Annotated in this window: 29 protein-coding genes and 1 pseudogene; 20 read left to right on the top strand and 10 right to left on the bottom strand. The window is 66.8% G+C overall.

Annotation, left to right across the window (positions count from 1 at the left end):
• The first annotated feature begins 13 nt into the window (after positions 1 to 13).
• Complete coding sequence (locus ESD82_RS18615; protein WP_147427654.1) at positions 14 to 340, top strand: phage holin family protein; 327 nt, start codon at positions 14 to 16, stop codon at positions 338 to 340.
• A 99-nt stretch (positions 341 to 439) separates the two neighbouring features.
• Here ESD82_RS18615 and ESD82_RS18610 read toward each other — a convergent pair whose 3' ends face one another.
• Complete coding sequence (locus tag ESD82_RS18610) at positions 440 to 859, bottom strand: hypothetical protein (protein ID WP_116220829.1); 420 nt, start codon at positions 857 to 859, stop codon at positions 440 to 442.
• 223 nt (positions 860 to 1,082) lie between these two features.
• Here ESD82_RS18610 and ESD82_RS18605 point away from each other — a divergent pair, with 223 nt between their 5' ends.
• Together ESD82_RS18605 and ESD82_RS18600 are read left to right on the top strand one after the other, a co-directional pair.
• A complete protein-coding gene (locus ESD82_RS18605; protein WP_147427655.1) occupies positions 1,083 to 1,907 on the top strand; it encodes an N-acetylmuramidase domain-containing protein in 825 nt (274 codons plus the stop codon).
• Positions 1,908 to 1,910: 3 nt separating this feature from the next.
• Positions 1,911 to 2,111, top strand: coding sequence for a hypothetical protein (locus ESD82_RS18600; protein ID WP_147427656.1), 201 nt, complete (start codon positions 1,911 to 1,913; stop codon positions 2,109 to 2,111).
• A 478-nt stretch (positions 2,112 to 2,589) separates the two neighbouring features.
• Here ESD82_RS18600 and ESD82_RS21880 read toward each other — a convergent pair whose 3' ends face one another.
• Both ESD82_RS21880 and ESD82_RS18595 read right to left on the bottom strand, forming a co-directional pair.
• The gene (locus ESD82_RS21880; RefSeq protein WP_155984340.1) at positions 2,590 to 2,745 is read right to left on the bottom strand and encodes a hypothetical protein; all 156 of its coding nucleotides are present in this window, start codon (positions 2,743 to 2,745) and stop codon (positions 2,590 to 2,592) included.
• A 548-nt stretch (positions 2,746 to 3,293) separates the two neighbouring features.
• Complete coding sequence (locus ESD82_RS18595) at positions 3,294 to 4,034, bottom strand: N-formylglutamate amidohydrolase (protein WP_147427657.1); 741 nt, start codon at positions 4,032 to 4,034, stop codon at positions 3,294 to 3,296.
• Positions 4,035 to 4,154: 120 nt separating this feature from the next.
• Between ESD82_RS18595 and pyk the strand changes: the two genes are divergently transcribed.
• From pyk to pheT, 9 genes and pseudogenes are all read left to right on the top strand, one after another.
• Positions 4,155 to 5,600, top strand: coding sequence for a pyruvate kinase (gene pyk / locus ESD82_RS18590; RefSeq protein WP_024843599.1), 1,446 nt, complete (start codon positions 4,155 to 4,157; stop codon positions 5,598 to 5,600).
• A gap of 40 nt (positions 5,601 to 5,640) precedes the next feature.
• Complete coding sequence (locus ESD82_RS18585; protein ID WP_114669538.1) at positions 5,641 to 6,126, top strand: hypothetical protein; 486 nt, start codon at positions 5,641 to 5,643, stop codon at positions 6,124 to 6,126.
• A 108-nt stretch (positions 6,127 to 6,234) separates the two neighbouring features.
• Entirely contained in the window at positions 6,235 to 6,435 is a 201-nt protein-coding gene (gene rpmI / locus ESD82_RS18580; RefSeq protein ID WP_024843601.1) for a 50S ribosomal protein L35, read from the top strand.
• Positions 6,436 to 6,447: 12 nt separating this feature from the next.
• The gene (rplT, locus tag ESD82_RS18575) at positions 6,448 to 6,807 is read left to right on the top strand and encodes a 50S ribosomal protein L20 (protein WP_011748559.1); all 360 of its coding nucleotides are present in this window, start codon (positions 6,448 to 6,450) and stop codon (positions 6,805 to 6,807) included.
• 199 nt (positions 6,808 to 7,006) lie between these two features.
• Positions 7,007 to 8,368 (top strand): cytochrome P450, encoded by a 1,362-nt coding sequence (locus tag ESD82_RS18570; protein ID WP_147427658.1) that lies wholly within the window; start codon positions 7,007 to 7,009, stop codon positions 8,366 to 8,368.
• A gap of 31 nt (positions 8,369 to 8,399) precedes the next feature.
• A complete protein-coding gene (locus ESD82_RS18565) occupies positions 8,400 to 8,744 on the top strand; it encodes an arsenate reductase family protein (RefSeq protein WP_024843603.1) in 345 nt (114 codons plus the stop codon).
• Positions 8,745 to 8,804: 60 nt separating this feature from the next.
• Positions 8,805 to 9,886 (top strand): annotated as a pseudogene (pheS, locus tag ESD82_RS18560) (phenylalanine--tRNA ligase subunit alpha).
• Positions 9,887 to 10,192: 306 nt separating this feature from the next.
• Positions 10,193 to 10,950 (top strand): IS5-like element ISPso2 family transposase gene (locus tag ESD82_RS18555; RefSeq protein WP_147427659.1). Its coding sequence is split into 2 segments (ribosomal slippage): positions 10,193 to 10,517 and positions 10,517 to 10,950, totalling 759 coding nucleotides; the frame shifts between segments, so codons are not numbered across the junction.
• Positions 10,951 to 11,105: 155 nt separating this feature from the next.
• On the top strand, positions 11,106 to 13,493 hold the full coding sequence (gene pheT, locus ESD82_RS18550; protein WP_147427660.1) for a phenylalanine--tRNA ligase subunit beta: 2,388 nt from the start codon (positions 11,106 to 11,108) through the stop codon (positions 13,491 to 13,493).
• A gap of 46 nt (positions 13,494 to 13,539) precedes the next feature.
• On the opposite strand, the gene ESD82_RS18545 is transcribed toward pheT, so the two are convergent.
• Positions 13,540 to 14,142 carry a sulfotransferase family 2 domain-containing protein gene (locus ESD82_RS18545; RefSeq protein WP_024843607.1) on the bottom strand — a complete coding sequence of 201 codons (603 nt, stop codon included), beginning with the start codon at positions 14,140 to 14,142 and terminating at the stop codon, positions 13,540 to 13,542.
• A 71-nt stretch (positions 14,143 to 14,213) separates the two neighbouring features.
• A complete protein-coding gene (locus ESD82_RS18540; protein ID WP_028710093.1) occupies positions 14,214 to 14,915 on the bottom strand; it encodes a glutathione S-transferase C-terminal domain-containing protein in 702 nt (233 codons plus the stop codon).
• Between the two features lie 97 nt (positions 14,916 to 15,012).
• Here ESD82_RS18540 and mscL point away from each other — a divergent pair, with 97 nt between their 5' ends.
• Together mscL and ESD82_RS18530 are read left to right on the top strand one after the other, a co-directional pair.
• Positions 15,013 to 15,450, top strand: a complete 438-nt coding sequence (gene mscL / locus ESD82_RS18535; RefSeq protein WP_024843609.1) for a large conductance mechanosensitive channel protein MscL — start codon at positions 15,013 to 15,015, stop codon at positions 15,448 to 15,450.
• A gap of 154 nt (positions 15,451 to 15,604) precedes the next feature.
• Positions 15,605 to 16,063, top strand: coding sequence for an Lrp/AsnC family transcriptional regulator (locus tag ESD82_RS18530; protein ID WP_024843610.1), 459 nt, complete (start codon positions 15,605 to 15,607; stop codon positions 16,061 to 16,063).
• A gap of 86 nt (positions 16,064 to 16,149) precedes the next feature.
• Here ESD82_RS18530 and rpsU read toward each other — a convergent pair whose 3' ends face one another.
• A complete protein-coding gene (gene rpsU, locus ESD82_RS18525) occupies positions 16,150 to 16,356 on the bottom strand; it encodes a 30S ribosomal protein S21 (protein WP_011748553.1) in 207 nt (68 codons plus the stop codon).
• Positions 16,357 to 16,480: 124 nt separating this feature from the next.
• Between rpsU and ESD82_RS18520 the strand changes: the two genes are divergently transcribed.
• Both ESD82_RS18520 and ESD82_RS18515 read left to right on the top strand, forming a co-directional pair.
• Positions 16,481 to 17,167 carry a COQ9 family protein gene (locus tag ESD82_RS18520; protein ID WP_024843611.1) on the top strand — a complete coding sequence of 229 codons (687 nt, stop codon included), beginning with the start codon at positions 16,481 to 16,483 and terminating at the stop codon, positions 17,165 to 17,167.
• 11 nt (positions 17,168 to 17,178) lie between these two features.
• The gene (locus ESD82_RS18515; RefSeq protein WP_147428273.1) at positions 17,179 to 18,156 is read left to right on the top strand and encodes an NAD(P)H-quinone oxidoreductase; all 978 of its coding nucleotides are present in this window, start codon (positions 17,179 to 17,181) and stop codon (positions 18,154 to 18,156) included.
• Between the two features lie 231 nt (positions 18,157 to 18,387).
• Here the strand turns inward: ESD82_RS18515 and ESD82_RS18510 are convergent, their stop codons facing one another.
• The gene (locus tag ESD82_RS18510) at positions 18,388 to 19,008 is read right to left on the bottom strand and encodes a ribonuclease T2 family protein (protein WP_024843613.1); all 621 of its coding nucleotides are present in this window, start codon (positions 19,006 to 19,008) and stop codon (positions 18,388 to 18,390) included.
• Between the two features lie 160 nt (positions 19,009 to 19,168).
• Between ESD82_RS18510 and ESD82_RS18505 the strand changes: the two genes are divergently transcribed.
• Positions 19,169 to 19,915 (top strand): DUF1013 domain-containing protein, encoded by a 747-nt coding sequence (locus tag ESD82_RS18505; RefSeq protein ID WP_024843614.1) that lies wholly within the window; start codon positions 19,169 to 19,171, stop codon positions 19,913 to 19,915.
• 45 nt (positions 19,916 to 19,960) lie between these two features.
• On the opposite strand, the gene ESD82_RS18500 is transcribed toward ESD82_RS18505, so the two are convergent.
• On the bottom strand, positions 19,961 to 21,433 hold the full coding sequence (locus ESD82_RS18500; RefSeq protein WP_147427661.1) for an NAD-dependent succinate-semialdehyde dehydrogenase: 1,473 nt from the start codon (positions 21,431 to 21,433) through the stop codon (positions 19,961 to 19,963).
• Between the two features lie 96 nt (positions 21,434 to 21,529).
• On the opposite strand from ESD82_RS18500, the gene ESD82_RS18495 reads away from it, so the two are divergent.
• Together ESD82_RS18495 and ESD82_RS18490 are read left to right on the top strand one after the other, a co-directional pair.
• The gene (locus tag ESD82_RS18495; protein WP_147427662.1) at positions 21,530 to 21,727 is read left to right on the top strand and encodes a hypothetical protein; all 198 of its coding nucleotides are present in this window, start codon (positions 21,530 to 21,532) and stop codon (positions 21,725 to 21,727) included.
• On the top strand, positions 21,711 to 22,430 hold the full coding sequence (locus ESD82_RS18490) for a DNA alkylation repair protein (RefSeq protein ID WP_024843616.1): 720 nt from the start codon (positions 21,711 to 21,713) through the stop codon (positions 22,428 to 22,430). Before ESD82_RS18495 ends, ESD82_RS18490 begins: the two co-directional genes overlap by 17 nt.
• On the opposite strand, the gene ESD82_RS18485 is transcribed toward ESD82_RS18490, so the two are convergent.
• Positions 22,418 to 22,936 carry a hypothetical protein gene (locus ESD82_RS18485; RefSeq protein ID WP_374327946.1) on the bottom strand — a complete coding sequence of 173 codons (519 nt, stop codon included), beginning with the start codon at positions 22,934 to 22,936 and terminating at the stop codon, positions 22,418 to 22,420. The genes ESD82_RS18490 and ESD82_RS18485 overlap by 13 nt on opposite strands.
• Before the next feature lie 121 nt (positions 22,937 to 23,057).
• Between ESD82_RS18485 and moaA the strand changes: the two genes are divergently transcribed.
• Positions 23,058 to 24,092, top strand: a complete 1,035-nt coding sequence (moaA, locus tag ESD82_RS18480; RefSeq protein ID WP_024843618.1) for a GTP 3',8-cyclase MoaA — start codon at positions 23,058 to 23,060, stop codon at positions 24,090 to 24,092.
• Here moaA and ESD82_RS18475 read toward each other — a convergent pair.
• Complete coding sequence (locus ESD82_RS18475) at positions 24,089 to 24,442, bottom strand: GFA family protein (protein ID WP_024843619.1); 354 nt, start codon at positions 24,440 to 24,442, stop codon at positions 24,089 to 24,091. The genes moaA and ESD82_RS18475 overlap by 4 nt on opposite strands.
• Between the last annotated feature and the right edge of the window lie 152 nt (positions 24,443 to 24,594).

The raw sequence follows: 24,594 nt of genomic DNA, 5'->3' as shown, positions 1-24,594 counted from the left end.
AAATGGAGAGACGATGGATACACCCCCTGAACCCGGCCTGATCGAGGCCATGCAGAAACTGATCGGCGGGGCAGGGACGGCCATGGTCGCTGCCGTCGTCGGTCGCCTGATGTGGCATGCCGGCGAGGTCCGGGCCCGCCGCCGCCCGGCCTTCGGGTTGTTCATGATCTGGGAGCTTCCGATGGCCATCGGGATGGCGCTGATCGGTGATGGCGCTGGCGAATACCTGGAACTGACTGACCCGCAGACCGTGGCGCTGATCGCGGTGCTGTCCTACCTCGGCCCGCGCGGCATCTGCGCGGCGCTGGAGCGCTGGTGGGTCAATCGGAGGGCACCGTAAACGCCCAGCTCTGCCGCCAGCCCCTCCAGCGCGGCAATCGTCGCGTCGTAGCTGTTCCCGGCCTTCGGGAACCGCGCCTTGCCTGAAGCCCGGCCTCTCTCAGTTCGCGAAGGCGTCGATCAGGTTCAGCACCGCGAGGATCTTCCGGGTGCCGCTGTCGACGCGGTAAATCCGGCCATCGTCCCGGTAGTAGTTCCACCCCCGGCGCTGCTCCAGGCCGTACCGGTCCAGATCGCGGATCAACAGGTAATCGCCGATGCGTAGCGTATCGCCGACCCGGGTGCCGTAACGTTTGCCGACCTGACCGGGCGGAATGCAGGGCGGGTTCTTCTTGGCGAGGCCGGGCGGGCAATCGGTCACATAGCGGACCGGCGCGCGGTGGCTGTCCCTGTGGCCGCGGTCGTCGTGATGACGCGCGGGCCCGCCTTTGCCATGCCCGCGTCCAGGATCGGCGACGGCCGGGGCCGAACCAAAGGTGGCAACGGTCAAGGCGGTCAGCAGCATCGGTGCCAGTTTCATCGTTCGTGCTCCGTAGAATTCACAGAGCAATATAGCTTTGGCCCCAGCGGCAGTTGCATCACAAAAACATGCGCTGGCGGAAAGCTGCCAGCGAGAACATCCGGGAACCGACCCAGATCGTTCCCGAACCGGTCAGTTTAGAACCGGGACCATTTCGCGAATGAACGTGGAACATCCCACCCATCGCCTTGCCCCGCGCGGGGCTTTTTCATTGGAGAAACGCATGATCCCAGCAGGGTTCAAGGGCCGCGCCACGCGGCTCACCGATATCGACGTGGCGCGCACGGCGCGGCTGATCGGCGCTGGCGAGGATGAAATCCGCGCCGTGATCGAGGTCGAGACCTCGGGCGGCGGCTTCGACGGCAAGGGCCGGCCGAAGATGCTCTTCGAGCCGCATGTGTTCTGGCGCGAGCTGGGGCCGGGGCAGAAGCGCGCCACGGCCGAGGCTTCGGGCCTGGCCTATCAGCGGTGGGGCAGCGCGCCATATCCGAAGGACAGCTATCCGCGCCTGGCGCTGGCCATGAAGATCGACACGAATGCCGCGCTGCGCTCGGCCAGCTGGGGCCTGGGCCAGATCCTCGGCGACAATCACAAGGCTGCCGGCTTTGCGACGCCCGGCGACATGGTCGAGGCGTTCTGTCACAGCGAGGTCGCCCACCTCGAGGCGATGATCGGCTTCATTATCTCGGAGGGGCTGGACGATGAATTGCGCCGGCATGACTGGTCCGGCTTCGCCCGCGGCTACAACGGCCCAGGATACGCGACCCATGGCTATCACACGAAGCTCGCCGCGGCGTTCAAGAAATGGCAGGCGATCCCGGACACGCTGGCGCCGGCATGCCCGAAGATCGGCCTTGGCAGCCGAGGGGATGCGGTGCGCCACGCCCAGCAACGGCTGACTGAGCGCGGCTTCGACACCAAGGGCGTGGACGGCATCTTCGGCGCCAATACCCGCGCCGCCACCGTCGCTTTCCAGAAATCCGCCGGCCTCAAACAGGACGGCGTCATCGGGCCCAAGACCTGGGCCGCTCTTCTCAAGGAGAACTGATCCATGAATTCCGTATTCGTCCGCATGGCGATCTATGTCCTGTCGCCGCTGCTCACCATGCTGGCCGGCCTGCTGGGCGGCTGGGGCGTCTCCTATGACGCCACCTCGCACATGCTGACCATCAACGTCGAGACGGTGATCGCCGCCGCGGTCGCGGCCGCAGGCCTCTCCGGCGCGGTCTTCGCCAGATGGGGGGTGAGGTAGTGCGCTCGCACTATGACGCGGCGCTTGCCGCTTCCTTGGTTGCCGGCCTCACGGTCGGCGCCGCCTTCGCGGCGGTCGCGCTGATCACGGCCCAGGCGATGGGGGTGCCGGCAGTTACGCCGCGCTGATCTTGCCTAGTCGATGCATAGACCGCTCTCGGTTCAGTCCCGAGGGCGGGCTTTGTGCTCCTGATGCGGCTCAGTGCCCGGAATGAGTTTACAATTCTCCCCGTAAGCGTCTGAAAATTTTAGAGGCGTTCATTCCCGAGTTTACCGGATAGCACATTGTTCTTGTTCGATTTTGGCACGCCCTCCGGGCCTACCAGAACACCTTTCGCAGACGTTCGCAGTAACCCAAAAACGCCTTAATTTCAGGGTGTTTACGGGTATTGTCGTTCTCGGGTGCTCACGTTCGTTCGCGGGCATCCTAGACAGAATCATGGTATCAACATCCTGCCGATACCATGCGAACGAAGGGCCTAGGCCACCAGCATCGGCGTCCCGTTCACCTCGTCGTGCAGATCAACCAGCGCCTTCAACTTCTCGTCGTGAACCCAGATGTGGGCGCCGTCCTCCTGGTACATCGACCCGTTGGCGAACTGCAGCAGCTTGCTGGTCAGGACGGCGGCGTTCACTGCCTCGACATCATAGACCTCGCTGACGAGGGTACGGGTCGGGCCGCTGAATTTTACTTGATTGTCCGCGGTGTCCCTTGTGCGGTGCTATTAGCGCAGAAGGCCCTTGTTTTGCTGGTGTTTCGGCCCTTCCGTCAGGGTTTTGCCAGACAGTCAAGTCACTTGATTGTTCGCGACCCTCGGATCGCCCCTGCGGACGCCCGATTTGAAAAGGGCCTTCATGCAGGAGGCCCAGCCTCTGCGGGGACTTGATAGGTTCTCGAAGGCTTCGAAAGGGTTTTTCGAGAGGCCCTTTCAATCCGGCCAAGACACGGCCGACCGCCCCTCGACGGCGACCATCCTTCATTTCTGATGTCCCCGGCCCCCCTCGGAGCAGCACCTTCAAGGGCCATCAAGCCTTGGCAATCAAAGCCTTTTTCCGCGAGCCCACGCATTCAGGCGGGTATTCCCACATTCTTCGATTCAGATGTCCCGTATCCTTCGTCCTGGAATCGCCTTGTCCATCGACAAGGCGGCCGCCCGTCATCCCCCGCCTGCACCCAGCCGTTTCAGACGCCGCGCCGGTCCAGGAAGCCTGCCAGCACATCGGCCAGGCGGTCGGCCCAGAGCTGCTGGCCCGCCGCATCGGCGATCAGATCGTTCCTGACCTCGATCAGCACGTTGGGTCGGCCCTGCGCCAGGGCATGGCGGTCGATGGAATCGCCGTCCAGGTGGCCGGAATAGGGCTCGTTCTCGCCGGTGATCCAGCCCAGGTCGCGACATTCGCGCACCAGGGCGGGGCCCAGCCGCTTGTCGCGATGCGAATAAAGCACCCCCACCGCCCAGGGCCGGCGCGGCCGGCCGCGCAATTGCCGGGTAAAGCTGTGGATTGCGCAGATCGCCCGGCGCGGATGCTTTGCCGCCAGCCGGGCATAGGCCTCGTGATAGGGGCGGTAAAGCCGGTCGAGCCGCCGTTCCCGCTCGGCCGCGTCGATGTGGCGGTTGGCGGGAATCACCGTGCCGTCATAGATGCGCATCACCAGCGTCGGATCGTCCTCGCCCCGGTTCGGGTCGATCACCAGCCGCGAGAAATCCGACAGGATCGCCGGTGCGTCCAGCCGCTCGGCCAGCGCCCGCGTCAGCCCGGCCGCGCCCACGTCATAGGCGATGTGGCGCGCCATGTCCTCGGGCGCAATGCCCAAGTCGCCGCCGCCGATCCAGCCCGGCACGCGGTTCGTCGCATGGTCGCAGGTGATCAGCCAGCGCGAGGGCCGGTCCTCTCCGATCGTTGAATAGGGCTGTGCCGTCATTCGTCTGTCGCCTTTCCGCAGCATGGTTTAGGCAATCGCCGGACCAAGCACCAGTTGCCGCAGGCGCCCGGATAGGCCATAACAGCAGCGACGATAGCGCAAACATGCACGGAGAGACGGATGAGACGGCATCGCAAGGTCAAGATCGTGGCAACCCTGGGCCCCGCATCCAGCGATTTCGCCACCATCCGGGCCCTTTTCGAGGCCGGCGCGGACGTGTTTCGCCTGAACATGAGCCACGGCACGCATGAGGAACAGCGCGCCCGCTATGACATCATCCGCCGGGTCGAGGCCGAATCGGGCCGGCCCATCGCGGTGCTGGCCGACCTGCAGGGGCCGAAGCTGCGCGTCGGCACCTTCGCCCAGGGGCCGCACGACCTGGCCGATGGGCAGGCCTTCCGCTTCGACCTGGATCCGGCGCCGGGCGATGCCAGCCGCGTCCAATTGCCGCATCCCGAGATCTTTGCCGCGCTGGAGCCGGGCGCCGAACTGCTGGTCAACGACGGCAAGATCCGCCTGCGGGTCGAAGCCTGCGGCGCGGATTTCGCCGATTGCACGGTGACGGCGGGGGGCGCGATCTCGAACCGCAAGGGGGTGAACGTGCCCGACGTGGTGCTGCCGCTGGCGGCGCTGTCGGAAAAGGACCGCGACGATCTGGAATTCGCCTGCGCGATGGGCGTGGACTGGCTGGCGCTGAGCTTCGTGCAGCGCCCCGAGGACGTGATCGAGGCGCGCGAACTGGCCAAGGGCCGCGCCGCCATCCTGTCCAAGATCGAAAAGCCCGCCGCCGTGCGCGCGTTTTCCGAGATCCTCAAGGTCTCGGACGGGATCATGGTGGCGCGCGGCGACCTGGGGGTGGAACTGCCGGTGCATTCCGTGCCGCCGATCCAGAAGCGGCTGGTGCGCGCCTGCCGCGCGGCGGCCAAGCCGGTGATCGTGGCCACGCAGATGCTGGAATCGATGATCGAAAGCCCGATGCCGACCCGCGCCGAGGTCTCGGACGTGGCCACCGCCATCTACGAGGGCGCCGATGCGGTGATGCTCTCGGCCGAAAGCGCGGCCGGCGCCTATCCGGTCGAGGCGGTCGCCACCATGGACAATGTCGCGCGTTCGGTCGAAAGCGATCCGACCTATCGCGACATCATCGAAAGCTCGCGCAGCGCCAAGCGCCAGACCGTGGCAGATGCCATCGTCGCCGCGGCGCGCGAGATCGCCGAGACCACCGACATCTCCTGCATCTGCGCCTTCACCCAGTCGGGCACCACCGCCAGCCTGACCGCGCGCGAGCGGCCGCGGGTGCCGATCGTCGCCATGTCCTCGGAACAGGACACGCTGCGCCGGCTGTGCCTGACCTGGGGCACGCATTGCGTGCAGACGCCCTCGCTGGAGCGTTTCAAGCAGGCGGTGGTCAATGCGGCCAAGGCGGCGCGCGATTTCGGCTTTGCCGACGAATCGAACCAGATCGTCGTCATGGCCGGGGTGCCCTTCAACGTGCCGGGCACCACCAACATCCTGCGCATCGCGCCCTGCGATGAGCGCTTGATCTATCGTACCGATCCGGAATAAGGCGCGGGTTCAAAGAGATCCGCAACGGAAAGGTGATCCGATGATCGATATCCTGCTGCTGGCCGGGGTGGCGCTTTGCGCGCTCTCGGTCCTTCTGGCCATCCTGTCGGTGGCGCGCACGCAGGCCCCCCGAGGCGCCGCGATCCTGCTGGTGCTGGGCATCGTGCTGCTGCTGGCGGGCGGCTGGCTCGATCAGCGGCCCTTCGGCATCCAGTCCCTGCAGGAAAGCTGGCAGCGGCTGGTGAGCGGCGAGGTGACGACCGGCACCGACCCGGTCACGGCGCCCGCGCCCGAGGCCCCGGCCGAGGAGGCGCCGGAGGAAGCCCCGGCCGCCGATGCAGCCGCGACACCGGCTGCCGAAGCCCCCGCGGCCGACACACCCGCGGCCGAACCCCCCGCAGTCGAAGCGCCCGAAGCGGCGGAGCCCGAGGCCGAGGCCCCGGCGGCGCAAGAGCCCGCGGCCGAAGAGCCTGCCGCCGACGCCGCAGATGCAGGCGAAAGCGAGGCGCCGGCCGAGGGTCAATAACCCTTGCCAATTCGTGCGTGTCCGCTTATAGGGCACGCTTCCACCCGCGCGGCCGGCCGAGATGGCATTGCCGAGTCGCGCGTTCACTCTGACCGCAAGGAGAGTAAAATGCCGAAGATGAAGACCAAATCGGCCGCCAAGAAGCGGTTCTCGATGACGGCCTCGGGCAAGGTCAAGGCCGGCCCGGCCGGCAAGCGCCACGGCATGATCAAGCGCTCGACGAAATTCATCCGCGACGTGACCGGGACCATGATCCTGTCCGATGCGGACGCGAAGATCGTCAAGAAATACATGCCCTACAACCGCTAAGGAGAACCGGACATGGCACGAGTCAAATCGGGTAAGATCACCCACGCCCGCCACAAGAAGGTTCTTGACGCGGCGAAAGGCTATTACGGCAACCGGTCGCGCAACTTCCGCACCGCGACCCAGGCCGTCGACAAGGCCAACCAATACGCCACCCGCGACCGCAAGACGCGCAAGCGCAACTTCCGCGCGTTGTGGATCCAGCGCATCAACGCCGCCGTCCGCGCCGTCGATGCCGAGATGACCTATTCGCGCTTCATCGCCGCGCTGGCGAAAGCGGGCATCGAGGTGGACCGCAAGGTTCTGGCCGATCTGGCCGTCCACGAGCCCGAGGCCTTTGCGGCCGTCGTGGCGCAGGCGAAAGCCGCCGCCTGAATCGGGGCGGGCGGATGAAACGGAGAAAACCCGCGTTCTTCCCGGCGCGGGTTTTTTCATGCCCGGATGCTGGAGGGAGAGGGGGGCTTTGCCCCCACACCGGCCCGGCCCCTCGAAGGGGCCGGGCCGGCGTTCCCCCAGGATATTTTGACAAGAAAGAAGCCGGGAGCTTCGGTCCTGCCGGCGAGGTCTTGCGCTGATGTCCCCCGATCGCCCGCCCAACCGCTATCCTGTGCGCGTGCCGCTGCACCACAAGCCGATGGGGGTGATCGCCAGCGCCATGACCGCGCGGCGCAACGTGCTGGAGCTGATCCCCGACCTTGCCACCCGTCAGCCCATGGTCTCGGGCAAGACCGGCAAGCGCTGGCACATGGTCATGGACCCCGAGGCGCTGCGCCGGGTGCTCAAGGATCGGGTTGAGGACTATCCGAAATCCTTCGTCACCCGGCTGATCCTGGAGCCCGCCATCGGCAATTCGATGTTCGTGGCCGAGGGTGCGCATTGGCGCTGGCAGCGCCTGGCCGCCGCCCCGGCCTTTGCCCAACGCCATGTCGAGGCGCTGGGTCCGGTGATGACCGCTGCCGCCGAGGCCAGTGCGCAGCGGCTCGCGGCGGCCGACGGCCCGGTCGATGTCTTTGCCGAGACCGTGGCTGCGACCTTCGAGGTGATCTCGGACGTGACCTTTTCCGGCGACGAGGGTTTCGACCGCGACGCGGTGCACCAGGCCATCGACGCCTATATCGCCGGCACGGCGCGGATTTCGGTGCTGGACATCCTGGGTTTGCCCGGCTGGATTCCGCGCCCCGGCCGGCTGTTTTCCGGCGGTGACCTGCGGCGGATGAAGCGCGTCGCCGACGAGGCGATCCAGGCCCGCGCCCGGTCGGGCCCGCGTGCGGTGCCGGACCTGTTGGACCTGCTGCGGGCCGGCGAGGATCCCGAGACCCATCGCCGCATGACCCCGGCCGAGCTGCGTGACAACCTGCTGACCTTTATCGTCGCCGGGCACGAGACGACGGCGCTGACGCTGGCCTGGGCGCTTTACCTGCTGGCCTTCGATCCGCAGGTCCAGCACCGCGCCGCCATCGAAGCGGGCACGGTGCTGGGCGGTCGCGCGGCGACCGCCGCCGATCTGCCGCGCCTGACCTATATCCGGCAGGTGGTCGAGGAAGCGCTGCGCCTTTATCCGCCCGCGGCCTTCCTGTCGCGCACTGCCCGCATCCACGACACGCTGGGCGGGCGCGAGGTGCGGCCGGGCGACACGATCATGCTGCCGATCTATGCACTGCATCGCCACCGCATGCTCTGGGACGATCCCGACCGCTTCGACCCCGAGCGTTTCGCCCCCGGCGTGACCCGCGACCGCTTTGCCTTCCTGCCCTTTGGCGCCGGTCCCCGGATCTGCATCGGCGCCAGTTTCGCCTTGCAGGAGGCGGTGATCATCCTGGCCACGCTGGTCGCGCGTCTGCGCTTCGAACTGACCGCACGCCAGCCGCAGCCGCGCATGATCCTGACGCTTCGGCCGCATGGCGGGGTCTGGCTGACGGTTTCCGAACGCTCTTGAAAGCCCGGCCGGCCCGCGCCAAAGTCGCGCCATGATCACCATCTATCACAAGCCGACCTGCTCGACCTCGCGCAAGGTCTTGCAGATGATCCGTGACGCCGGGTACGGGCCCGAGATCGTCGATTATGCCCGCGAGGGCTGGACCCGCGCCCAGCTTCTGGGCCTGCTCGCCGCCGCCGACGTGACCCCGCGCCAGGCGCTGCGGGTCAAGGGCACCGATGCCGAGGCGCGCGGTCTGCTGGATGCCGGCGATGCGGACATTCTGGCCGCCATGGTCGAGAACCCGCTGCTGGTCGAGCGTCCCTTCGTCTGCGGCCCCGGCGGCGTGCGGCTGTGCCGCCCGGCCGAGCTGGTGGCGGAAACCTTCGCCCGCTGAGGCTTTTCCCTGCGGCCCCCACGTGCTATCGGCGCAGGCAAACCGCAAGGAAGCCCGCCCATGTCCGACCTGACCGTTCTTCGCCAGTCCTATCTCGACCGCATCTCGACCGCCGCCGATGGCGACGCGCTGGAGCAGGTGCGCCTGGCCGCCCTTGGCAAGAAGGGCGAGATCAGCGGCATGATGAAGGAACTGGGCCGGATGACGCCCGAGGAGCGCCAGACCCGAGGCGCCGCGCTGAACCGGCTGAAGGACGAGATCGACGCCGCGCTGCGCGCCCGCAAGCAGGGGCTGGAGGATGCGGCGCTGGATGCGCGGCTGAAGCAGGAATGGCTGGACGTGACCCTGCCGGGCCGGCCGCGGCCGCAGGGCACCATCCACCCGATCAGCCAGGTCACGGAAGAAGTCACCGCGATCTTCGCCGACATGGGCTTCCGCGTCGCTGAGGGCCCGCAGATCGAAAGCGACTGGTTCAACTTCGATGCGCTGAACATCCCCCCGAGCATCCCGCCCGGCAGGAGCATGACACCTTCTTCATGGCCCGCGCGGCGGACGACCCGCGCCCGCCGCATGTGCTGCGGACCCATACCTCGCCGGTGCAGATCCGTGCCATGCAGGCCAGCGGCGCGCCGATCCGGGTGATCTGCCCGGGCCGCGTCTATCGCATGGACATGGACCAGACCCATACGCCGATGTTCCACCAGGTCGAGGGGCTGGCGCTGGGCAAGGACATCTCGATGGCGAACCTGAAATGGACGCTGGAGGAGTTCTGCCGCGCCTTTTTCGAGGTGGACGAGGTCGAGCTGCGCTTCCGCGCCTCGCATTTCCCCTTCACCGAGCCCTCGGCCGAGGTCGACATCCGCTGTTCCTGGGAGGGCGGCAAGCTGACCATCGGCCAGGGTGAAAGCTGGCTCGAGATCCTGGGCTCGGGCATGGTGCATCCCAAGGTGCTGGCGGCCGGCGGCATCGACCCCGAGGCATGGCAGGGCTTCGCCTTCGGCATGGGCATCGACCGGATCGCCATGCTGAAATACGGCATTCCCGACCTGCGGGCATTCTTTGAAAGCGATCTGCGCTGGCTGCGGCATTACGGGTTCGCGGCGGGGGACGTGCCGAGCGTGAGCGGTGGGCTGTCGCGGTGAGGGATGCCCCTTCGGTTGGTCGGACCGAGGAGTATGATTTCTCCGGGGCGCTGACGCGGATATGGACGATCGGAGGGATTGCCATATCTGTATCTGCCTTTTCTGTAGGTATAAAGACGGCACTTGTCACCGCGGCCGTTCCAGAGCTCAGCCCCGAAATGCAAGAGCCTTGGTTGATCGCGGTTGCACTGATGGCCCTGTCTTTGCCCGCCATGACGTTTTTCACGGTGGTTCTTTTCCTAGGGTCAGGATGCATTGATTTCTGTTGCGCTGCGTGATTCACGCCTCCGAAAACGGAGCGGTGACATGAGCGATCTCTTCTGGCTGACCGACGCGCAGATGGCGCGCCTGGCTCCCTTCTTTCCCAGGTCGCACGGGAAGCCCCGGGTTGATGACAGACGGGTGCTGAGCGGGATTATTTTCATCAATCGCAATGGCTTGCGTTGGCGCGATGCGCCCGCCTCGTATGGCCCACATAAGACGCTCTACAGCCGGTGGAAGCGTTGGAGCGAAAAGGGCATCTTCGCGCGGATGATGGCCGGGCTGGCGGCGGAACACGGCGAGAAAACGACCGTGATGATCGACGCAACATACCTCAAGGCCCATCGAACGGCGACCAGCATGGCCGCCAAAAAGGGGGGCGTGGTCGCCTGATCGGTCGAACCAAAGGCGGTATGAACACCAAGCTGCACGCCATCTGCGACAGTCAGGGGCGACCGATCGACCTGTTCGTCACCGCTGGACAGGTCAGCGATTATATCGGCGCTCGGGCCCTGCTGAGTGGTCTGCCAAACGTCAAATGGCTACTCGGGGATCGTGGCTATGACGCTGACTGGTTCAGAGAAGCGTTGCAGGACAAGGGGATACGTGCCTGCATCCCAGGCCGGAAGAAACGCAAGACGCCGATCAAATACGATAAGCGGAGATACAAGCGGCGTAACCGCATCGAGATCATGTTCGGCAGGCTCAAGGACTGGAGGCGCGTCGCGACCCGCTATGACCGATGCCCCAAGGTGTTCCTCTCAGCCATCGCCCTCGCGGCTCTCGTCATCTATTGGTTATGAATCCTGACCCTAAGAAACCTGCGCGTAGCCGCGACCGCGCACGGGCGAAGTTTGTCGTCGGGTCGCGACAAGGGCCCTGCGCATCCGGCTCCACCACCCTACCAATCCGCCGCGCCATGCGCTAAGGGTCGCGCAAACCCGACGGAGCCGCCGCAATGAAATTCACCCTCTCCTGGCTCAAAGAGCATCTCGACACTCAAGCCTCCCTCGATGAGATCACCGAGGCGCTGACCGACCTTGGCCTCGAGGTCGAGGGCGTGGCCGATCCGGCTGCCAAGTTGAAGACCTTCACCCTGGCCAAGGTTCTGCATGCCGAGCAGCATCCCGATGCCGACCGGCTGCGGGTCTGCAAGGTGTTGACGGACGAGGGCGAGAAGCAGATCGTCTGCGGCGCCCCCAATGCCCGCGCCGGCATCACCGTGGTGCTGGCCAAGCCCGGCGATTATGTCCCCGGCATCGACGTGACCCTGGGCGTCGGCAAGATCCGCGGCGTCGAAAGCCATGGCATGATGGCCTCGGAACGCGAGCTGGAACTATCGGAGGAGCATGACGGTATCATCGAGCTGCCCTCGGGTGAGGTGGGCGACAGGTTCGTCGATTGGCTGGCCGCGAACCGGCCCGAGGCCGTCGATCCGGTGATCGAGATCAAGATCACCCCGAACCGCCCCGATGCGCTGGGGGTGCATGGCATCGCCCGCGACCTTGCCGCGCGCGGGCTGGGCCGGTTGAAGCCGGTCAGGGACGTGACCGTGCCGGGCAGCTTTGCCTCGCCCATCCAGGTGGCGATCGCGCCCGAGATGGCACCGAAGGCGCCGTTCTTCAGCGGCCGGCTGATCCGCGGGGTCAGGAACGGGCCGTCGCCGGACTGGCTGCAAAAGCGGCTGACCGCCATCGGGCTGCGGCCGATCAACACGCTGGTGGACATCACCAATTTCTTCACCTTCGACCTGAACCGGCCGCTGCATGTCTTTGATGCCGACAAGGTCAAGGGCGACCTGACCGTGCGCGCCTCGGTCGAGGGCGAGGCATTGCTGGCGCTGGACGGCAAGACCTATGCCTTTGCCCCCGGCACCATGATCATCGCCGACGAGGCCGGCCCGGAAAGCATCGCCGGCATCATGGGCGGCGAGCATAGCGGCTGCTCGGACCAGACGGTGAACGTCTTCCTGGAAAGCGCCTATTGGGATCCCATCGCCATCGCCACGGCGGGCCGGGCGCTGAAGATCAACTCGGACGCGCGCTATCGTTTCGAGCGCGGCGTGGATCCGGCCTTTACCCAACCGGGCCTGGAACGGGCGACGCAGATGATCCTGGAGCTTTGCGGTGGCGAGGCCTCCGAGGTGGTGACGGCGGGCGCGGTGCCCGACACGACCCGCAGCTACCTTCTGGAACCGGCGCGGGTCAGCAGCCTGGTCGGCATGGACATCCCCGAGGCCGAACAGCGCGCGACGCTGACCGCGCTGGGTTTCCGGCTGGAGGGCGACCGGGCCTTCGTGCCCAGCTGGCGTCCCGATGTGCAGGGCAGCGCCGACCTGGTCGAGGAGGTGGCGCGCATCGCCAGCCTGACCAAGCTGCAGGGCCAGCCGCTGCCGCGCCCGCAGGCGGGCGTGCCGCAGCCGGTGCTGACCCCCTTGCAGCGCCGCGAACAGGCGGCGCGGCGCATGGCAGCCTCGCTGGGCTACAACGAATGCGTGACCTACAGCTTCATCGACCATAAGGCCGCGGCGCTGTTCGGTGGCGGTTCCGACGCGGTCAGGATCGAGAACCCGATCAGCAGCGAGATGACGCATATGCGCCCCGACCTGCTGCCGGGCCTGCTGGCGGCGGCGGCGCGCAACCAGGCGCGCGGCTTTGCCGATCTGGCGCTGTTCGAATGCGGCCCCGTGTTCAGCGGCGGCGAGCCGGGCGAGCAGGACCTGCACCTGTCGGGCATCCTGGTCGGGGCGAATGCGGCGCGCGACCCCTATGCCTCGCGGCGCAAGGTGGATATCTACGACGCCAAGGCCGATGCCGAGGCGGTGTTGCAGGCCATCGGCGCGCCGGCCAAGGCGCAGATCAACCGCAAGCTGGACGGCTGGTGGCATCCGGGCCGGGCGGGGAACATCGCGCTGGGGCCGAATGCGCTGGCGACATTTGGCGAGATCCACCCTCGCGTGCTGCGGCATTTCGGCATCAAGGGTGCGGCGGTCGGCTTTACCATTCGCATCGCCGCCGTGCCGCTGCCCAAGGTGAAATCGCCCTCGCGCCCGGCGCTGGTGCTGTCCGACCTGCAGGCGGTCGAGCGCGACTTCGCCTTCGTGGTGGATGGCGGCGTCGAGGCGCTGGCGCTGGTGAACGCGGCGGCGGGTGCGGACAAGGCGCTGATCGAGCGGGTGACGGTTTTTGACCAGTTTACCGGGCTGGAAGGCGGCAAGAAGTCCATCGCCATCACCGCGCGGTTGCAGCCGCGGGAAAAGACCCTGACCGATGCCGAGATCGAGGCGGTCAGCGCCAAGATCGTCGAAAAGGTCGGCAAGGCCACCGGCGGCGTGCTGCGCAGCTAGGGCGGGCCATGGGGCCGGGGTCCGCGCCCCGGCCTGATGCCCCGGTTCAGTCGGTGAAATAGCCCAGCGTCTCGAAATCGCGGGCGTAATGGTCGCGCACCCGGATCCGGTCCACCTGGTCCCAGGCGATCCCCAGCGGGTCGGGGCGCAGGTCGTGGGGCAGGCTTTCGGGCGGGGCGACGCCCAGCCATTCCGCCATGCGGGCGAGGGGGGCCTGCAAGCCGTCCTCGAAGCGGAAGGTCTCGACTTCGCTGCCCAGGAACTCCCATTGCGGGCGCAGGTGGTTGTCCAGGCAGAAGGGCTCGCGCTTCTGGCGGTTCAGCCAATCCTCCAGCCAGAGCGAGAAGACGGGCAACCCCTTGAAGAAATTCTCTTTCGCCAGATGCACCCGCATCCGGTATTCGCTGGCGACGCGGTCGTAGGGGTTGCGCACCACGGTCAGCACATGGTCGAAATAGCCCTCGCCCAGCAGCGCGCGGATGTCCTGCATGCGCAGATGCTGCGGCGTGCATTTCATCGCCGCGGGGATGCCCTGGCTGAACAGGCGCAGCGGCGCGATGCCCAGCATCCAGTTCTCGACCGAGGTGCCGCCGGTCTTGGGGATGTGGATGAAAAGGATACGTTTTCCGTTATGCTCGATAAAAGGCATGAGACCGTCCGCGATGTTTCCCGGACGGTCCATGAATCGCGTATCGGTTGCAAGCCCTGCCGCGATGCCGGTCAGGCGGCCCCGACCTCGATGCCGCGCTGCACGGCGGGACGGGCCAGGAAGCGTTCCAGATAGGCCTGGACGTTGGCAAAGCCATCCATGCCGGTCTCTGTCTCGGCCTCGTAATTCACCCGGACCGTGCGCAGCCAGGGCCCTACGGCCATGTCGGCGATGGAATATTCGCCGGTGATCCAGTCGCGCCCCTGAAGCTGGCGGTCCAGCACGCCCAAGAGCCGCCGCGCCTCGTCGTAATAGCGGGTGCGGGGACGGGGATCCTCGATCTCGCTGCCCTTGTAGCGGTGGAAATAGCCGACCTGGCCGAACATCGGCCCGACCCCGCCCATCTGCCACATCAGCCATTGGATGGTGTGGTAGCGCGCCGCACCCGAGGCGGGCAGGAACTTGCCGGTCTTGTCGCCCAGATAGATCAGCATGGCGCCGGTTTCGAACAGGCCCATGGGTTTGCCGTCCGGCCCGTTCGGGTCGATCATCGCCGGGATCTTGTTATTGGGGTTCAGCGACAGGAATTCGGGGGTGAACTGGTCCTCGGGGTCGGAGATGCTGATGCGATGCGCGTCATAGTCCAGCCCGCATTCCTCGAGCATGACCGAGGTCTTGATGCCGTTCGGCGTGTTCAGCGTGTAAAGCTGGATGACCTCGGGACGCCGGGGCGGCCAGCGGCGGGTGATCGGAAATTCGGATAATGCCGTCATGTCGTTTCCTGTCCAGTCCTGTCTCATGTTGCAAGGGGTTAGCGTGATGTGGCAGCCTTTGCCGGAACGCGTGCAACAGGCCGGGAAAGGTAAGCCCATGTTCAAGGAGTTCAAGGAATTCATCGCCCGGGGCAATGTCATCGACCTTGCCGTCGGCATCATCATCGGCGCGGCCTTCACGGCGATCGTGAATTCGCTGGTCGCCGACCTGATCAACCCGATCATCGGGCTGCTGACCGGCGGCACGGATTTCAGCGGGCATTACCTGGTGCTGAAGGGCGAGGTTCCGCCGGGCGCCAGCCTGCAGGTGGCGCGCGATTCCGGCGCCTCGGTCTTTGCCTATGGCGCCTTCCTCTCGGCGGTCATCAACTTCCTGATCGTCGCCTGGGCGGTGTTCCTGCTGGTCAAGGCGGTGAACAAGGTGCAAAGCGCCGCGATCCGCAAGAAAGAGGCCGAGGCGGCCGCCCCCGCCGGCCCGACGCAGGAGGAGCTGCTGATGGAGATCCGCGACGAGTTGCGGGCCCGCAGCGTCTGAGGCGGAAGCGGCCGGCCAAGGCGGCGGCGCGGCGCCCTGGGGTCGTGCCTTGCTGCCTGTTGCGGTGATTTTCGCTTATATCCGGCCTCTGGCGGCGCTATGGTCGAAGAAACCGGCGCCGACCGGCGCCCGCGAGACAGGGATCGCCCCGATGATCGAGCTTGACGCGACGGATCGCCGCATTCTCTCCGTCCTGCAACGCGACGGGCGCATGACCAATGCCGATCTGGCAAACGAGGCCGGGCTTTCCCCCAGCGCCTGCCACCGCCGCGTGCAGAGGCTGGAGGAGGCTGGGGTGATCCGCGGCTATGTCGCGCTGCTCGACGCGCGCAAGCTGGAGCGGCCGACCACGGTCTTTGTCGAGATCACCCTGTCGGGCCAGGCCGACGAGTTGCTGGAGGCTTTCGAGCGCGCCGTGCGCACCATCCCCGACGTGCTGGAATGTCACCTGATGGCCGGTTCGGCGGATTACCTGCTGAAGGTGGTGGCGCAGGATACCGACGATTTTGCCCGCATCCACCGGCAGCGGCTGGCCAAGCTGCCGGGCGTGCAGCAGATGCATTCCTCGTTCTCGCTGCGCACGGTGGCCTTCACCACGGCGCTGCCGGTGTGAAGGAACCGGGATGAAAGGAACCGGCGTGAATGAAAAACCCCCGCGCATGGCACGGGGGTTTTCCTGAAACGAACGTGTCGCTCGTCTTACAGCGCGCCTTCGCGTTGCGCTTTCTTGCGCGCCAGCTTGCGGGCGCGGCGGACGGCCTCGGCCTTTTCACGGGCCTTCTTGACCGAGGGTTTCTCGAAATGCTGCTTGAGCTTCATTTCACGGAACACCCCCTCGCGCTGAAGTTTCTTCTTCAGAGCACGAAGCGCCTGTTCGACGTTGTTGTCGCGAACACTTACCTGCATGTGGTTGTCACCACCTTCCTAGGTTAAAGTTGAGCTGATTTGCAGGACGCGGCCTTCTAGCAAGCCGAATCGGCTTTGTCCAGATTTTCCGGACCCGCGCCGCACGAAGAAAAAGGAGAGTGCCATGACGGATGACCGCGAGCGGCTGATCGAGGCCGCGCTGTCCCACGTCATCTTCGAGGGCATGGGCGACAAGGCCATCGCCGAGGGCGCGCGCGACATCGGCATGAACCCGGCCCTGGCGCGGGTGCACCTGCCGCGCGGCGGCGCGGATCTGGCCGCCGCCTATCACCGCCGGGGCGACCAGGCGCTGCGCGACTGGCTGGCGGCGCATCCGCCCGAGGGCCGGTTTCGCGACCGGGTCTCGGCGGCGGTGATGCGGCGGCTGTCGCTCAGCAACCGCGAGCTTGCACGGGCAGGGGCGGCGATCCTGGCCTTGCCGCAGAATGCGGCGCTTGGCGCGCGGCTGGTCTGGGAGACGGCCGATGCGATCTGGGACGGGCTCGGCGACCGCTCCGAGGACGTGAACTGGTATTCCAAGCGCGCGACGCTGTCGGCCGTCTATGGCGCGACGGTGCTTTACTGGCTGGGCGACGATTCGCCCGAGGCCGAGGAGACGCGCCGCTTCCTGGACCGCCGCATCGAAGGGGTGATGCGCTTCGAAAGCCTGAAGGAACGGGTCGGCGGACTGCCCGGCGTCTCGACCCTGGCCGGGCTTGCGACGGGCTGGATCAGGCGGCCGGAAAATCGCAATCTGCCCGGAGCGTTGCGCGCAAATCCGCGCGCCCGGACAGAAGGAGGCGACGGGTGATTCCCGATGTGATGCAGGCAATCGAGATTTCATCCCCCGGCGGGGCCGAGGTTCTGCGGCCGGTGACGCGGCCGGTGCCGGTGGCCGGGCATGGCCAGATCCTGATCCGCGTTGCCTGGGCCGGGGTGAACCGTCCCGACGTGCTGCAACGCGCCGGCTCCTATGCGCCGCCACCGGGGGCCTCGGACCTGCCGGGCCTGGAATGTGCCGGCGAAGTGGCGGCCGTCGGTCCGGGCGTCACGTGCTGGAGGCCGGGCGACCGGGTCTGCGCCCTGCTGCCGGGCGGCGGCTATGCGCAATATGCGACCTGTCCCGCAGACCACGCCCTGCCGATTCCGCAGGGGCTGTCTCTGCGCCTGGGCGCCGCGTTGCCCGAAACCGCCTTCACTGTCTGGTCCAACGTGGTCATGCGCGGCGGCTTGCAGCCGGGCGAGCGCTTCCTGGTCCATGGCGGCTCATCGGGCATCGGCACCATGGCGATCCAGATCGCCAAGGCGCTGGGGGCGCGGGTCTGGGCGACGGCAGGCTCGGCCGAGAAATGCGCGGCCTGCGAGAAGCTGGGCGCCAGGGCGATCAATTATCGCGAGGAGGATTTCGTCGCCGTGCTGCGCAAGGCCGGCGGCGCCGACCTGATCCTGGACATGGTCGGCGGCGACTATATCGCTCGCAATATCAAGTGCCTTGCGGATGACGGCCGGCTTGCCATGATCGCCTTCCTCGCCGGGCCCAAGGCCGAGATCAACTTCGCCCAGATCATGGCCCGGCGGTTGTCGGTGACCGGTTCGACCCTGCGGCCGCAATCCGACCTGGCCAAGGCGCGCATCGCCACCGAACTGCAGGAGCGGCTCTGGCCGCTGGTCGAGGCGAGGGCGGTGCGCCCGTTGATCGACAGCACCTTCCCGCTTGCCGAGGCGGCCGAGGCGCATCGCCGCATGGAGGGCAGCGGCCATATCGGCAAGATCCTGTTGCGGGTTTCGGCCGCGGATTGACTGCTTCGGCGACTATGGCACGGCCCGGAGCCTCCGGCGGGGATATTTGGGCAAGAAAGAAAAGCACACACCCCGCCCGCCGGAGCTGAAGGTCGGGGTGTGGCTTCTTCCTTGACGGCCATCGGCGTCCCCGCCTGTTCCGTGATTCCAAGCTGACAGAAAATCCTTGCGATTCGGTTAACGGTCTCTTCCTTGTCCAAATATCCCCGCCGGAGGCACGCGGCCGCGCCATCAGCGCGGCGCCGGCATCAGGAAGCTGCCCTGGCAATCCCGCCCGGCATCCTCAGCGCAGGCACGCGGCCGCAGGTCGCGGGTCAGGCAGATGCGGATCTCCTGCAGGGCGCGGGCGCGGCAGGTCACGGTGATGCCGTCGCGTGCAAGGCCGGGATTGGCCTCGATGAAGGCGTCTTCGATCACCTGGGCGGGCAGGGTGACGTCGCGGTCGAGCTGGCGCAGCGTCTCGGGCAGGGCGATCCGGGCGGCGGCCTTGCGGGTCAGGGCGAAATAGTCCCGCGCCGGCAGGCCCGAGCAGCGGCCGTGCTTTTTCCATTGATACCAGGCTAGGCCGCCCGTTCCCATCAGATCCGCCATGGCACGGGTTTCGTGGCGCGCGGGGTCGCGGGCTTCGGTCCGGCAATATTCCGGCCAGCCGCGTTCGTATTGCGGCCACAGGCCATGGACGACGAAGCCCAGGCGCCGCCCGGTCGCGCATTGTTCGGCCTCGTCCTGGGTCCGGCACCAGCTGGGCGACCAGCTGAGCGACAGCACGTAATAGTCGAACCGTCCCGCGATGTCCTGGGCCAGGGCCGCGGGGGCGAACAGCAAAAGGGCGATCAGGGCGGCCGGTCTCATGCCGGCGAACCTAACGCCGGTCCCGGCCGCGCGCCACGAATTTCAGGCTTTATTTTGCTCCCTTCCGGGCCTATATAGCCTGTCAATCCCCCGAAAATGGAATGGCAGCCGCCGAAAGCCGTTTTCCCCGGCCGGAAGAGATATTGTTAAGGAGAAGGTCATGAACAAGCCGCTGATGGCCAAGGCCACCGCCGTCTGGCTGGTCGACAACACGACGCTGAGCTTCAAGCAGATCGCCGATTTCTGCGGCATGCACGAGCTTGAGGTCCAGGGCATCGCCGACGGCGACGTGGCGGTCGGCGTCAAGGGCTTCGACCCGGTCGCCTCGAACCAGCTCGATGCGTCCGAGATCGAGAAGGGGCAGAAGAATCCGCTCTACCGGCTGAAGCTCAAGCACAACCCCGCCGCCGAGGGCGAGGAGAAGCGTCGCGGCCCGCGCTACACGCCGCTGTCCAAGCGCCAGGACCGGCCGGCAGCGATCCTGTGGCTGGTCAAGTTTCATCCCGAACTGGCCGATTCGCAGATCTCGAAGCTGGTGGGCACCACCAAGCCGACCATCGCCTCGATCCGCGACCGCACGCATTGGAACATCCAGAACATCCAGCCCATCGACCCGGTGGCGCTGGGGCTTTGCCGTCAGTCCGAGCTTGACGCCGCCGTGCAGAAGGCCGCCAAGCGCAAGGCCGCCGAGGGCGGCGCCATGACCGATGACGAGCGTCGCAAGCTGCTTTCGACCGAGACCTCGCTTGCCATGTCGGACGAGCCGCGCCTGCCCAGCTCGATCGCCGGGCTGGAGAATTTCAGCCTCAGCAAGGATGACGAGAAGCCCGAGCCGGACGACAACCTGGATGCGGACAGCTTCTTCAACCTGCCCGACGCGGATGACGACGAAGACGAGGATCACTGATCCCGCAAACCCCGGAGCCCGGCTCCGGGGTTTCTTCCTGGCCGGTCAGATGGACAGGCAGATGTATTTCATCTCTAGGTAATCTTCGATGCCGTGGCGCGAGCCCTCGCGGCCAAGCCCTGACTGCTTGACGCCGCCGAAGGGCGCCACCTCGGTCGAGATGATGCCGGTGTTCACGCCGACGATGCCGTATTCCAGCGCCTCCTGGACGCGGGTGACGCGGCCGATGTCGCGGGCATAGAAATAGGCGGCAAGCCCGAAGATGGTGGCATTGGCGCGCTCGACGGCCTCTTCCTCGGTCTCGAACTTGAACAGCGGCGCCAGCGGGCCGAAGGTTTCCTCGCTCGCCACCTTCATCTTGTCGGTGATGCCGGTCACGACCGTCGGGTCGAAGAACAGCCCGTCGCGCGGCTTGCCGCCGGTGAGGACAGAGGCGCCGCCCTCGACCGCGTCCTGGATATGTTCCTGGACCTTTTCGACCGCATCGCGGTTGATCAGCGGGCCGGTGGTCACGCCTTCTTCCAGCCCGTCGCCGACCCGCAGCCTGTCCACCGCCGCCGCCAGCCGCCGGGCGAATTCGTCATAGACCCCGGCCTGCACATAGATGCGGTTGGCGCAGACGCAGGTCTGGCCGTTGTTGCGGAATTTCGAGGCCATGGCGCCCTCGACCGCCGCATCCAGGTCGGCATCGTCGAAGACGATGAAGGGGGCGTTGCCGCCAAGCTCCATCGAGCATTTCAGCACCTGGTCGGCAGCCTGGCGCAGCAGGATGCGGCCGACCTCGGTCGAGCCGGTGAAGGTCAGCTTGCGGATCAGCGGGTTCTCGCAGAACTCCTTGCCGATGTCCGAGGATCGCGACGAGGTCACGATGCTGAACAGCCCCTTAGGCACGCCCGCGCGTTCGGCCAGCACCGCCAGCGCCAGCGCCGAAAGCGGGGTCTCGGCGGCGGGGCGGCCGACGAAGCCGCAGCCGGCGGCGATGGCCGGGCCGCATTTGCGGGTGATCATCGCGTTCGGGAAGTTCCAGGGCGTGATCGAGCCGACCACGCCGATCGGCTGGCGGATCACGGTCAGGCGCTTGTCGGGCTGGTGGCCGGGGATGGTCTCGCCATAGATGCGCTTGGCCTCCTCGCCGAACCATTCGATGAAGCTGGCGCCATAGGCGATCTCGCCCTTGGCCTCGGGCAGGGGCTTGCCCTGCTCGGCGGTCAGGATCTTGCCCAGGTCGTCCTGGTTCTCCATCATCAGGTCGAACCATTTGCGCATGATCTGGGCGCGTTCCTTGGCGGTGCGGGCGGCCCAGCCCTTCATCGCCTCGGCGGCTGCGGCGATGGCGCGGGCGACCTCGGCGCGGGACAGGTCCGCCACCTCGGCGATCACGTCGCCGCGGGCCGGGTTCACCACCGGGAAGGTCTTGCCGTCATCGGCGTCGATCCATTCGCCGGCGACATAGGCGCGGGTCTGCAAGAGCGAGGGGTCTTTCAGCAGCATCTTGAGGTCGGTCGCGGGCTTGTTCATGGCGGGGCTCCTTCCGTTCGGCTCCGGTGCAGGCTTGCGCTTTTGCCGGGCCAACGCAAGTCGCGGCTGGCCCGTGACGGCGGTCGAGGAATTGTGATGAACCGGATCGGGATTTGCGGCGTTGGCTTGCCATCGTCAGGTTTCCCTCTTGGCGTATTCGACTGGGGCGGCGTCTCTCTCTGGCGTCGCCCCTTTTTCATTGCTTCTTTTCGCCAGCGGTGCGGATTATTCCCCCACGGGATCGGCGACCGGCCGATCTATTCGGAAAACGGTGAAGATGCGGGAACTGGATGAGTTGAAGGCGCTGGGCGATGCCGGCAAGGCGGTCGAGATGGCGGCCTATCACAAGGCGGCGCGGGTCTATTTGGGCGTGACGGTGCCGGCGATCGACGAACTGGCCCGCGGTTGGCGGGCCGGGCTCGACGTGCCGGGGCGGGTCGATCTGGCACGGCGGCTTTGGGACAGCGATGTGCATGAGGCGCGGATCGCGGCGGCGAAGCTGCTGACCCAGGCGCGGATCCGGCCCGATGAGGCGGTCTGGGAGCTGATTGCCGGCTGGGTGCCGCAATTCGACACCTGGGCGATCGCCGACCATGCCATGAAGGCGGGCGAGCGGCGGCTGCTGGCCCGGCCCGAGCGGCTGGACGAGATCGAGCCCTGGCTCGATCATCCCAGCTACTGGGTGCGGCGCGCAGCGCTGGTCGGCACGCTGCCCTGGACGCATATCCGCAACCCCAAGCCGCAGGATCTGGAGCGGCGCGAGCGCGTGCTGTCCTGGCTGGCCCGGCTGGCCGATGACCGGGAATGGTTCGTGCAAAAGGCCATCGGCTGGTGGCTGCGCGAACTGTCCAAGCACGACCCCGGCCGCGTGCGCGGCTGGCTGGCCGAGCATGGCGCGCGGCTGAAGCCTTTTGCCCGGCGCGAGGCGGGGCGGTGGCTGCCGGAAAACCGCGGCAGGACCGGGCAGGACCGGCCGGGCGCCGATCAGTTGCCATAGACCTCGATCGTGGGCAGGTCGGTCAGGCTGACGCCGATCAGCTGCAAGGCCGGCAGCGAGACCTGGCTGCCGCCGCTGGCCGGGCCGTCCAGCGGGATCAGCCGCACCTTGGCGGATTTGCGGTTCGCCGGGTTCACGATCCGGCCATCGGCTTCGGATTTCACCAGCGGCGTCTTGATCCAGAAGCCGGGCTGCGAAGGGTCGCCCAGCGAGGCGATGGTGGTGCCCAGCCGACGCTCGCCCGTGGTGGGCGGGGCGGCGGCCGCGGCCTTTTGCTCGCGGGTGGTGGTGTCGAATTCCGCCGCCGTGCGCGCCGCGGGCGAGGGGCGCGCGGCCGCGGTCAGCGTCGGGTTCGCCGCGGCGGCTTCGGTGCCGGCCGTTCCGCCGTCGCTGCCCGCGGTGGTGCCGGGCGTGCGGGGTGCGGTCTGCGTCGCAGGGGTGCAGGCGGCCAGTGCCAGCAGCGCCAGCGCGCCCAGAAGGCGCAGGATCGGCTTGGTCATCGGCATGCGCTTGTCCTTGTCATCCTTTTCCAGATCGGGGCGAGGCTAGACCCGGCCGGCCCCTGCTGTCCACCCGAGCTTCCATTCATGGTTACGAGACCATCAACGGATCGGCCGGCTTGTGCCGATGCCGGGCCGTGCTTATCTTTGCGCCATGGATGCGCATGCCCCGCTGATAGACCCCTTTGCCAGGCCGATCACCTACCTTCGGGTATCGGTGACGGATCGTTGCGATTTCCGCTGCACCTATTGCATGGCCGAGCATATGCAGTTCCTGCCCAAGCGCGACCTGCTGACGCTGGAGGAACTGGACCGGCTGTGTTCCGCCTTTGTGGGCCTGGGCGTGCGCAAGCTGCGCGTCACCGGCGGCGAGCCGCTGGTGCGGCGCAACATCATGGAATTCTTTCGCGCCATGTCGCGCCACCTGGGGGCGGGTCTGGACGAATTGACGCTGACCACCAATGGCAGCCAGCTGGCGCGATTCGCCGGCGAACTGGCCGATTGCGGTGTGCGGCGGGTCAATGTCTCGCTGGATACGCTTGATGCCGACCGCTTCGCCCAGATCACCCGCTGGGGCAGATTGCCGCAGGTCATGCAGGGGATCGAGGCCGCCAAGGCGGCCGGCATGCGGGTCAAGATCAACACCGTCGCGCTGAAGGGCTTCAACGAGGACGAATTGTTCCGGCTGGTCGAGTGGTGCGCGGACCAGGGCCACGACCTGACCTTCATCGAGGTCATGCCCATGGGCGAGATGGGCGAGGAAGAGCGGCTGGACCAGTATTGGGCGCTGTCCGACCTGCGCGACCGCCTGGGCGAGCGGTTCACCCTGACCCCGCTGGCCGAGCGGACCGGCGGGCCGGCGCGTTACGTGCGCCTGGAGGAGACCGGGCAGAAGATCGGTTTCATCACGCCGCTCACGCATAATTTCTGCGAAAGCTGCAACCGCGTCCGCGTCACCTGCACGGGCGAGCTGTTCATGTGCCTGGGGCAGGAGGACCGCGCCGACCTGCGCGCGCCGCTGCGCGCCAGCCCGGACGACGCGCCGCTGCGCGAGGCCATCCGCGAGGCGATCACCCGCAAGCCCAAGGGCCACGACTTCGACTATTCCCGCCAGCATGTCGCCGGGCAGGTCAGCCGCTTCATGAGCCATACCGGCGGCTAGTAGCTGGCGCCGTCCACCGCCTGGCTGGCCAGTGCGCGCGGGTTGACGCCTTCCAGGCAGTTCACGTTCACCGCCACCATCTCGACCCCGTCCGTGCCCGTGCCGAAAGCATAGGATTCCACCCCGCAGGTCGGGCAGAAGCGGTGGTGGATCTGCTTGCGGTTGAACAGGTATTCCGTCACCGGCCCGTCACTGGTCAGGTGGAAATCCGTTCTGGGCACGAAGGCCAGCACGAAGCCCAGCCGCTGGCAGCGCGAGCAGTTGCAGGTGAAGGTCTGGTCCAGATCGGCGTCCACCTCATAGGCGATGCTGCCGCATTGGCAGCTGCCCTTGTAATGCTGTCGGGCCATTCGGTGCCTCCCGTTGCCTTCCGTTTGCGACTCACCGGCATGGTGGGGCAGGGCGCTTGGCATCGCAAGCGGAAATGTTCCCGAGTTGTTCTGTTCCGGGTTGCCATTTCGGCGCGGATGCCTATCTCATGCGCTTGGCGGAATCAGGACTG

The organism is Paracoccus pantotrophus, assembly GCF_008824185.1.
Classification (GTDB): domain Bacteria; phylum Pseudomonadota; class Alphaproteobacteria; order Rhodobacterales; family Rhodobacteraceae; genus Paracoccus; species Paracoccus pantotrophus.
The sequence above is the reverse complement of the archived record's forward strand: the minus strand, read 5'-3'. Positions and strand labels throughout refer to the sequence as shown.

Excerpts from the sequence above, each read along its gene's own strand:
- ESD82_RS18615 (WP_147427654.1), top strand. The coding sequence starts at position 14 with ATGGATACACCCCCTGAACCCGGCCTGATCGAGGCCATGCAGAAACTG.
- ESD82_RS18610 (WP_116220829.1), bottom strand. The coding sequence starts at position 859 with ATGAAACTGGCACCGATGCTGCTGACCGCCTTGACCGTTGCCACCTTT.
- ESD82_RS18605 (WP_147427655.1), top strand. The coding sequence starts at position 1,083 with ATGATCCCAGCAGGGTTCAAGGGCCGCGCCACGCGGCTCACCGATATC.
- ESD82_RS18600 (WP_147427656.1), top strand. The coding sequence starts at position 1,911 with ATGAATTCCGTATTCGTCCGCATGGCGATCTATGTCCTGTCGCCGCTG.
- ESD82_RS18595 (WP_147427657.1), bottom strand. The coding sequence starts at position 4,034 with ATGACGGCACAGCCCTATTCAACGATCGGAGAGGACCGGCCCTCGCGC.
- pyk (WP_024843599.1), top strand. The coding sequence starts at position 4,155 with ATGAGACGGCATCGCAAGGTCAAGATCGTGGCAACCCTGGGCCCCGCA.
- ESD82_RS18585 (WP_114669538.1), top strand. The coding sequence starts at position 5,641 with ATGATCGATATCCTGCTGCTGGCCGGGGTGGCGCTTTGCGCGCTCTCG.
- rpmI (WP_024843601.1), top strand. The coding sequence starts at position 6,235 with ATGCCGAAGATGAAGACCAAATCGGCCGCCAAGAAGCGGTTCTCGATG.
- rplT (WP_011748559.1), top strand. The coding sequence starts at position 6,448 with ATGGCACGAGTCAAATCGGGTAAGATCACCCACGCCCGCCACAAGAAG.
- ESD82_RS18570 (WP_147427658.1), top strand. The coding sequence starts at position 7,007 with ATGTCCCCCGATCGCCCGCCCAACCGCTATCCTGTGCGCGTGCCGCTG.
- ESD82_RS18565 (WP_024843603.1), top strand. The coding sequence starts at position 8,400 with ATGATCACCATCTATCACAAGCCGACCTGCTCGACCTCGCGCAAGGTC.
- pheT (WP_147427660.1), top strand. The coding sequence starts at position 11,106 with ATGAAATTCACCCTCTCCTGGCTCAAAGAGCATCTCGACACTCAAGCC.
- ESD82_RS18545 (WP_024843607.1), bottom strand. The coding sequence starts at position 14,142 with ATGCCTTTTATCGAGCATAACGGAAAACGTATCCTTTTCATCCACATC.
- ESD82_RS18540 (WP_028710093.1), bottom strand. The coding sequence starts at position 14,915 with ATGACGGCATTATCCGAATTTCCGATCACCCGCCGCTGGCCGCCCCGG.
- mscL (WP_024843609.1), top strand. The coding sequence starts at position 15,013 with ATGTTCAAGGAGTTCAAGGAATTCATCGCCCGGGGCAATGTCATCGAC.
- rpsU (WP_011748553.1), bottom strand. The coding sequence starts at position 16,356 with ATGCAGGTAAGTGTTCGCGACAACAACGTCGAACAGGCGCTTCGTGCT.
- ESD82_RS18520 (WP_024843611.1), top strand. The coding sequence starts at position 16,481 with ATGACGGATGACCGCGAGCGGCTGATCGAGGCCGCGCTGTCCCACGTC.
- ESD82_RS18515 (WP_147428273.1), top strand. The coding sequence starts at position 17,179 with ATGCAGGCAATCGAGATTTCATCCCCCGGCGGGGCCGAGGTTCTGCGG.
- ESD82_RS18510 (WP_024843613.1), bottom strand. The coding sequence starts at position 19,008 with ATGAGACCGGCCGCCCTGATCGCCCTTTTGCTGTTCGCCCCCGCGGCC.
- ESD82_RS18505 (WP_024843614.1), top strand. The coding sequence starts at position 19,169 with ATGAACAAGCCGCTGATGGCCAAGGCCACCGCCGTCTGGCTGGTCGAC.
- ESD82_RS18500 (WP_147427661.1), bottom strand. The coding sequence starts at position 21,433 with ATGAACAAGCCCGCGACCGACCTCAAGATGCTGCTGAAAGACCCCTCG.
- ESD82_RS18495 (WP_147427662.1), top strand. The coding sequence starts at position 21,530 with ATGAACCGGATCGGGATTTGCGGCGTTGGCTTGCCATCGTCAGGTTTC.
- ESD82_RS18490 (WP_024843616.1), top strand. The coding sequence starts at position 21,711 with ATGCGGGAACTGGATGAGTTGAAGGCGCTGGGCGATGCCGGCAAGGCG.
- ESD82_RS18485 (WP_374327946.1), bottom strand. The coding sequence starts at position 22,936 with ATGCCGATGACCAAGCCGATCCTGCGCCTTCTGGGCGCGCTGGCGCTG.
- moaA (WP_024843618.1), top strand. The coding sequence starts at position 23,058 with ATGCCGGGCCGTGCTTATCTTTGCGCCATGGATGCGCATGCCCCGCTG.
- ESD82_RS18475 (WP_024843619.1), bottom strand. The coding sequence starts at position 24,442 with ATGGCCCGACAGCATTACAAGGGCAGCTGCCAATGCGGCAGCATCGCC.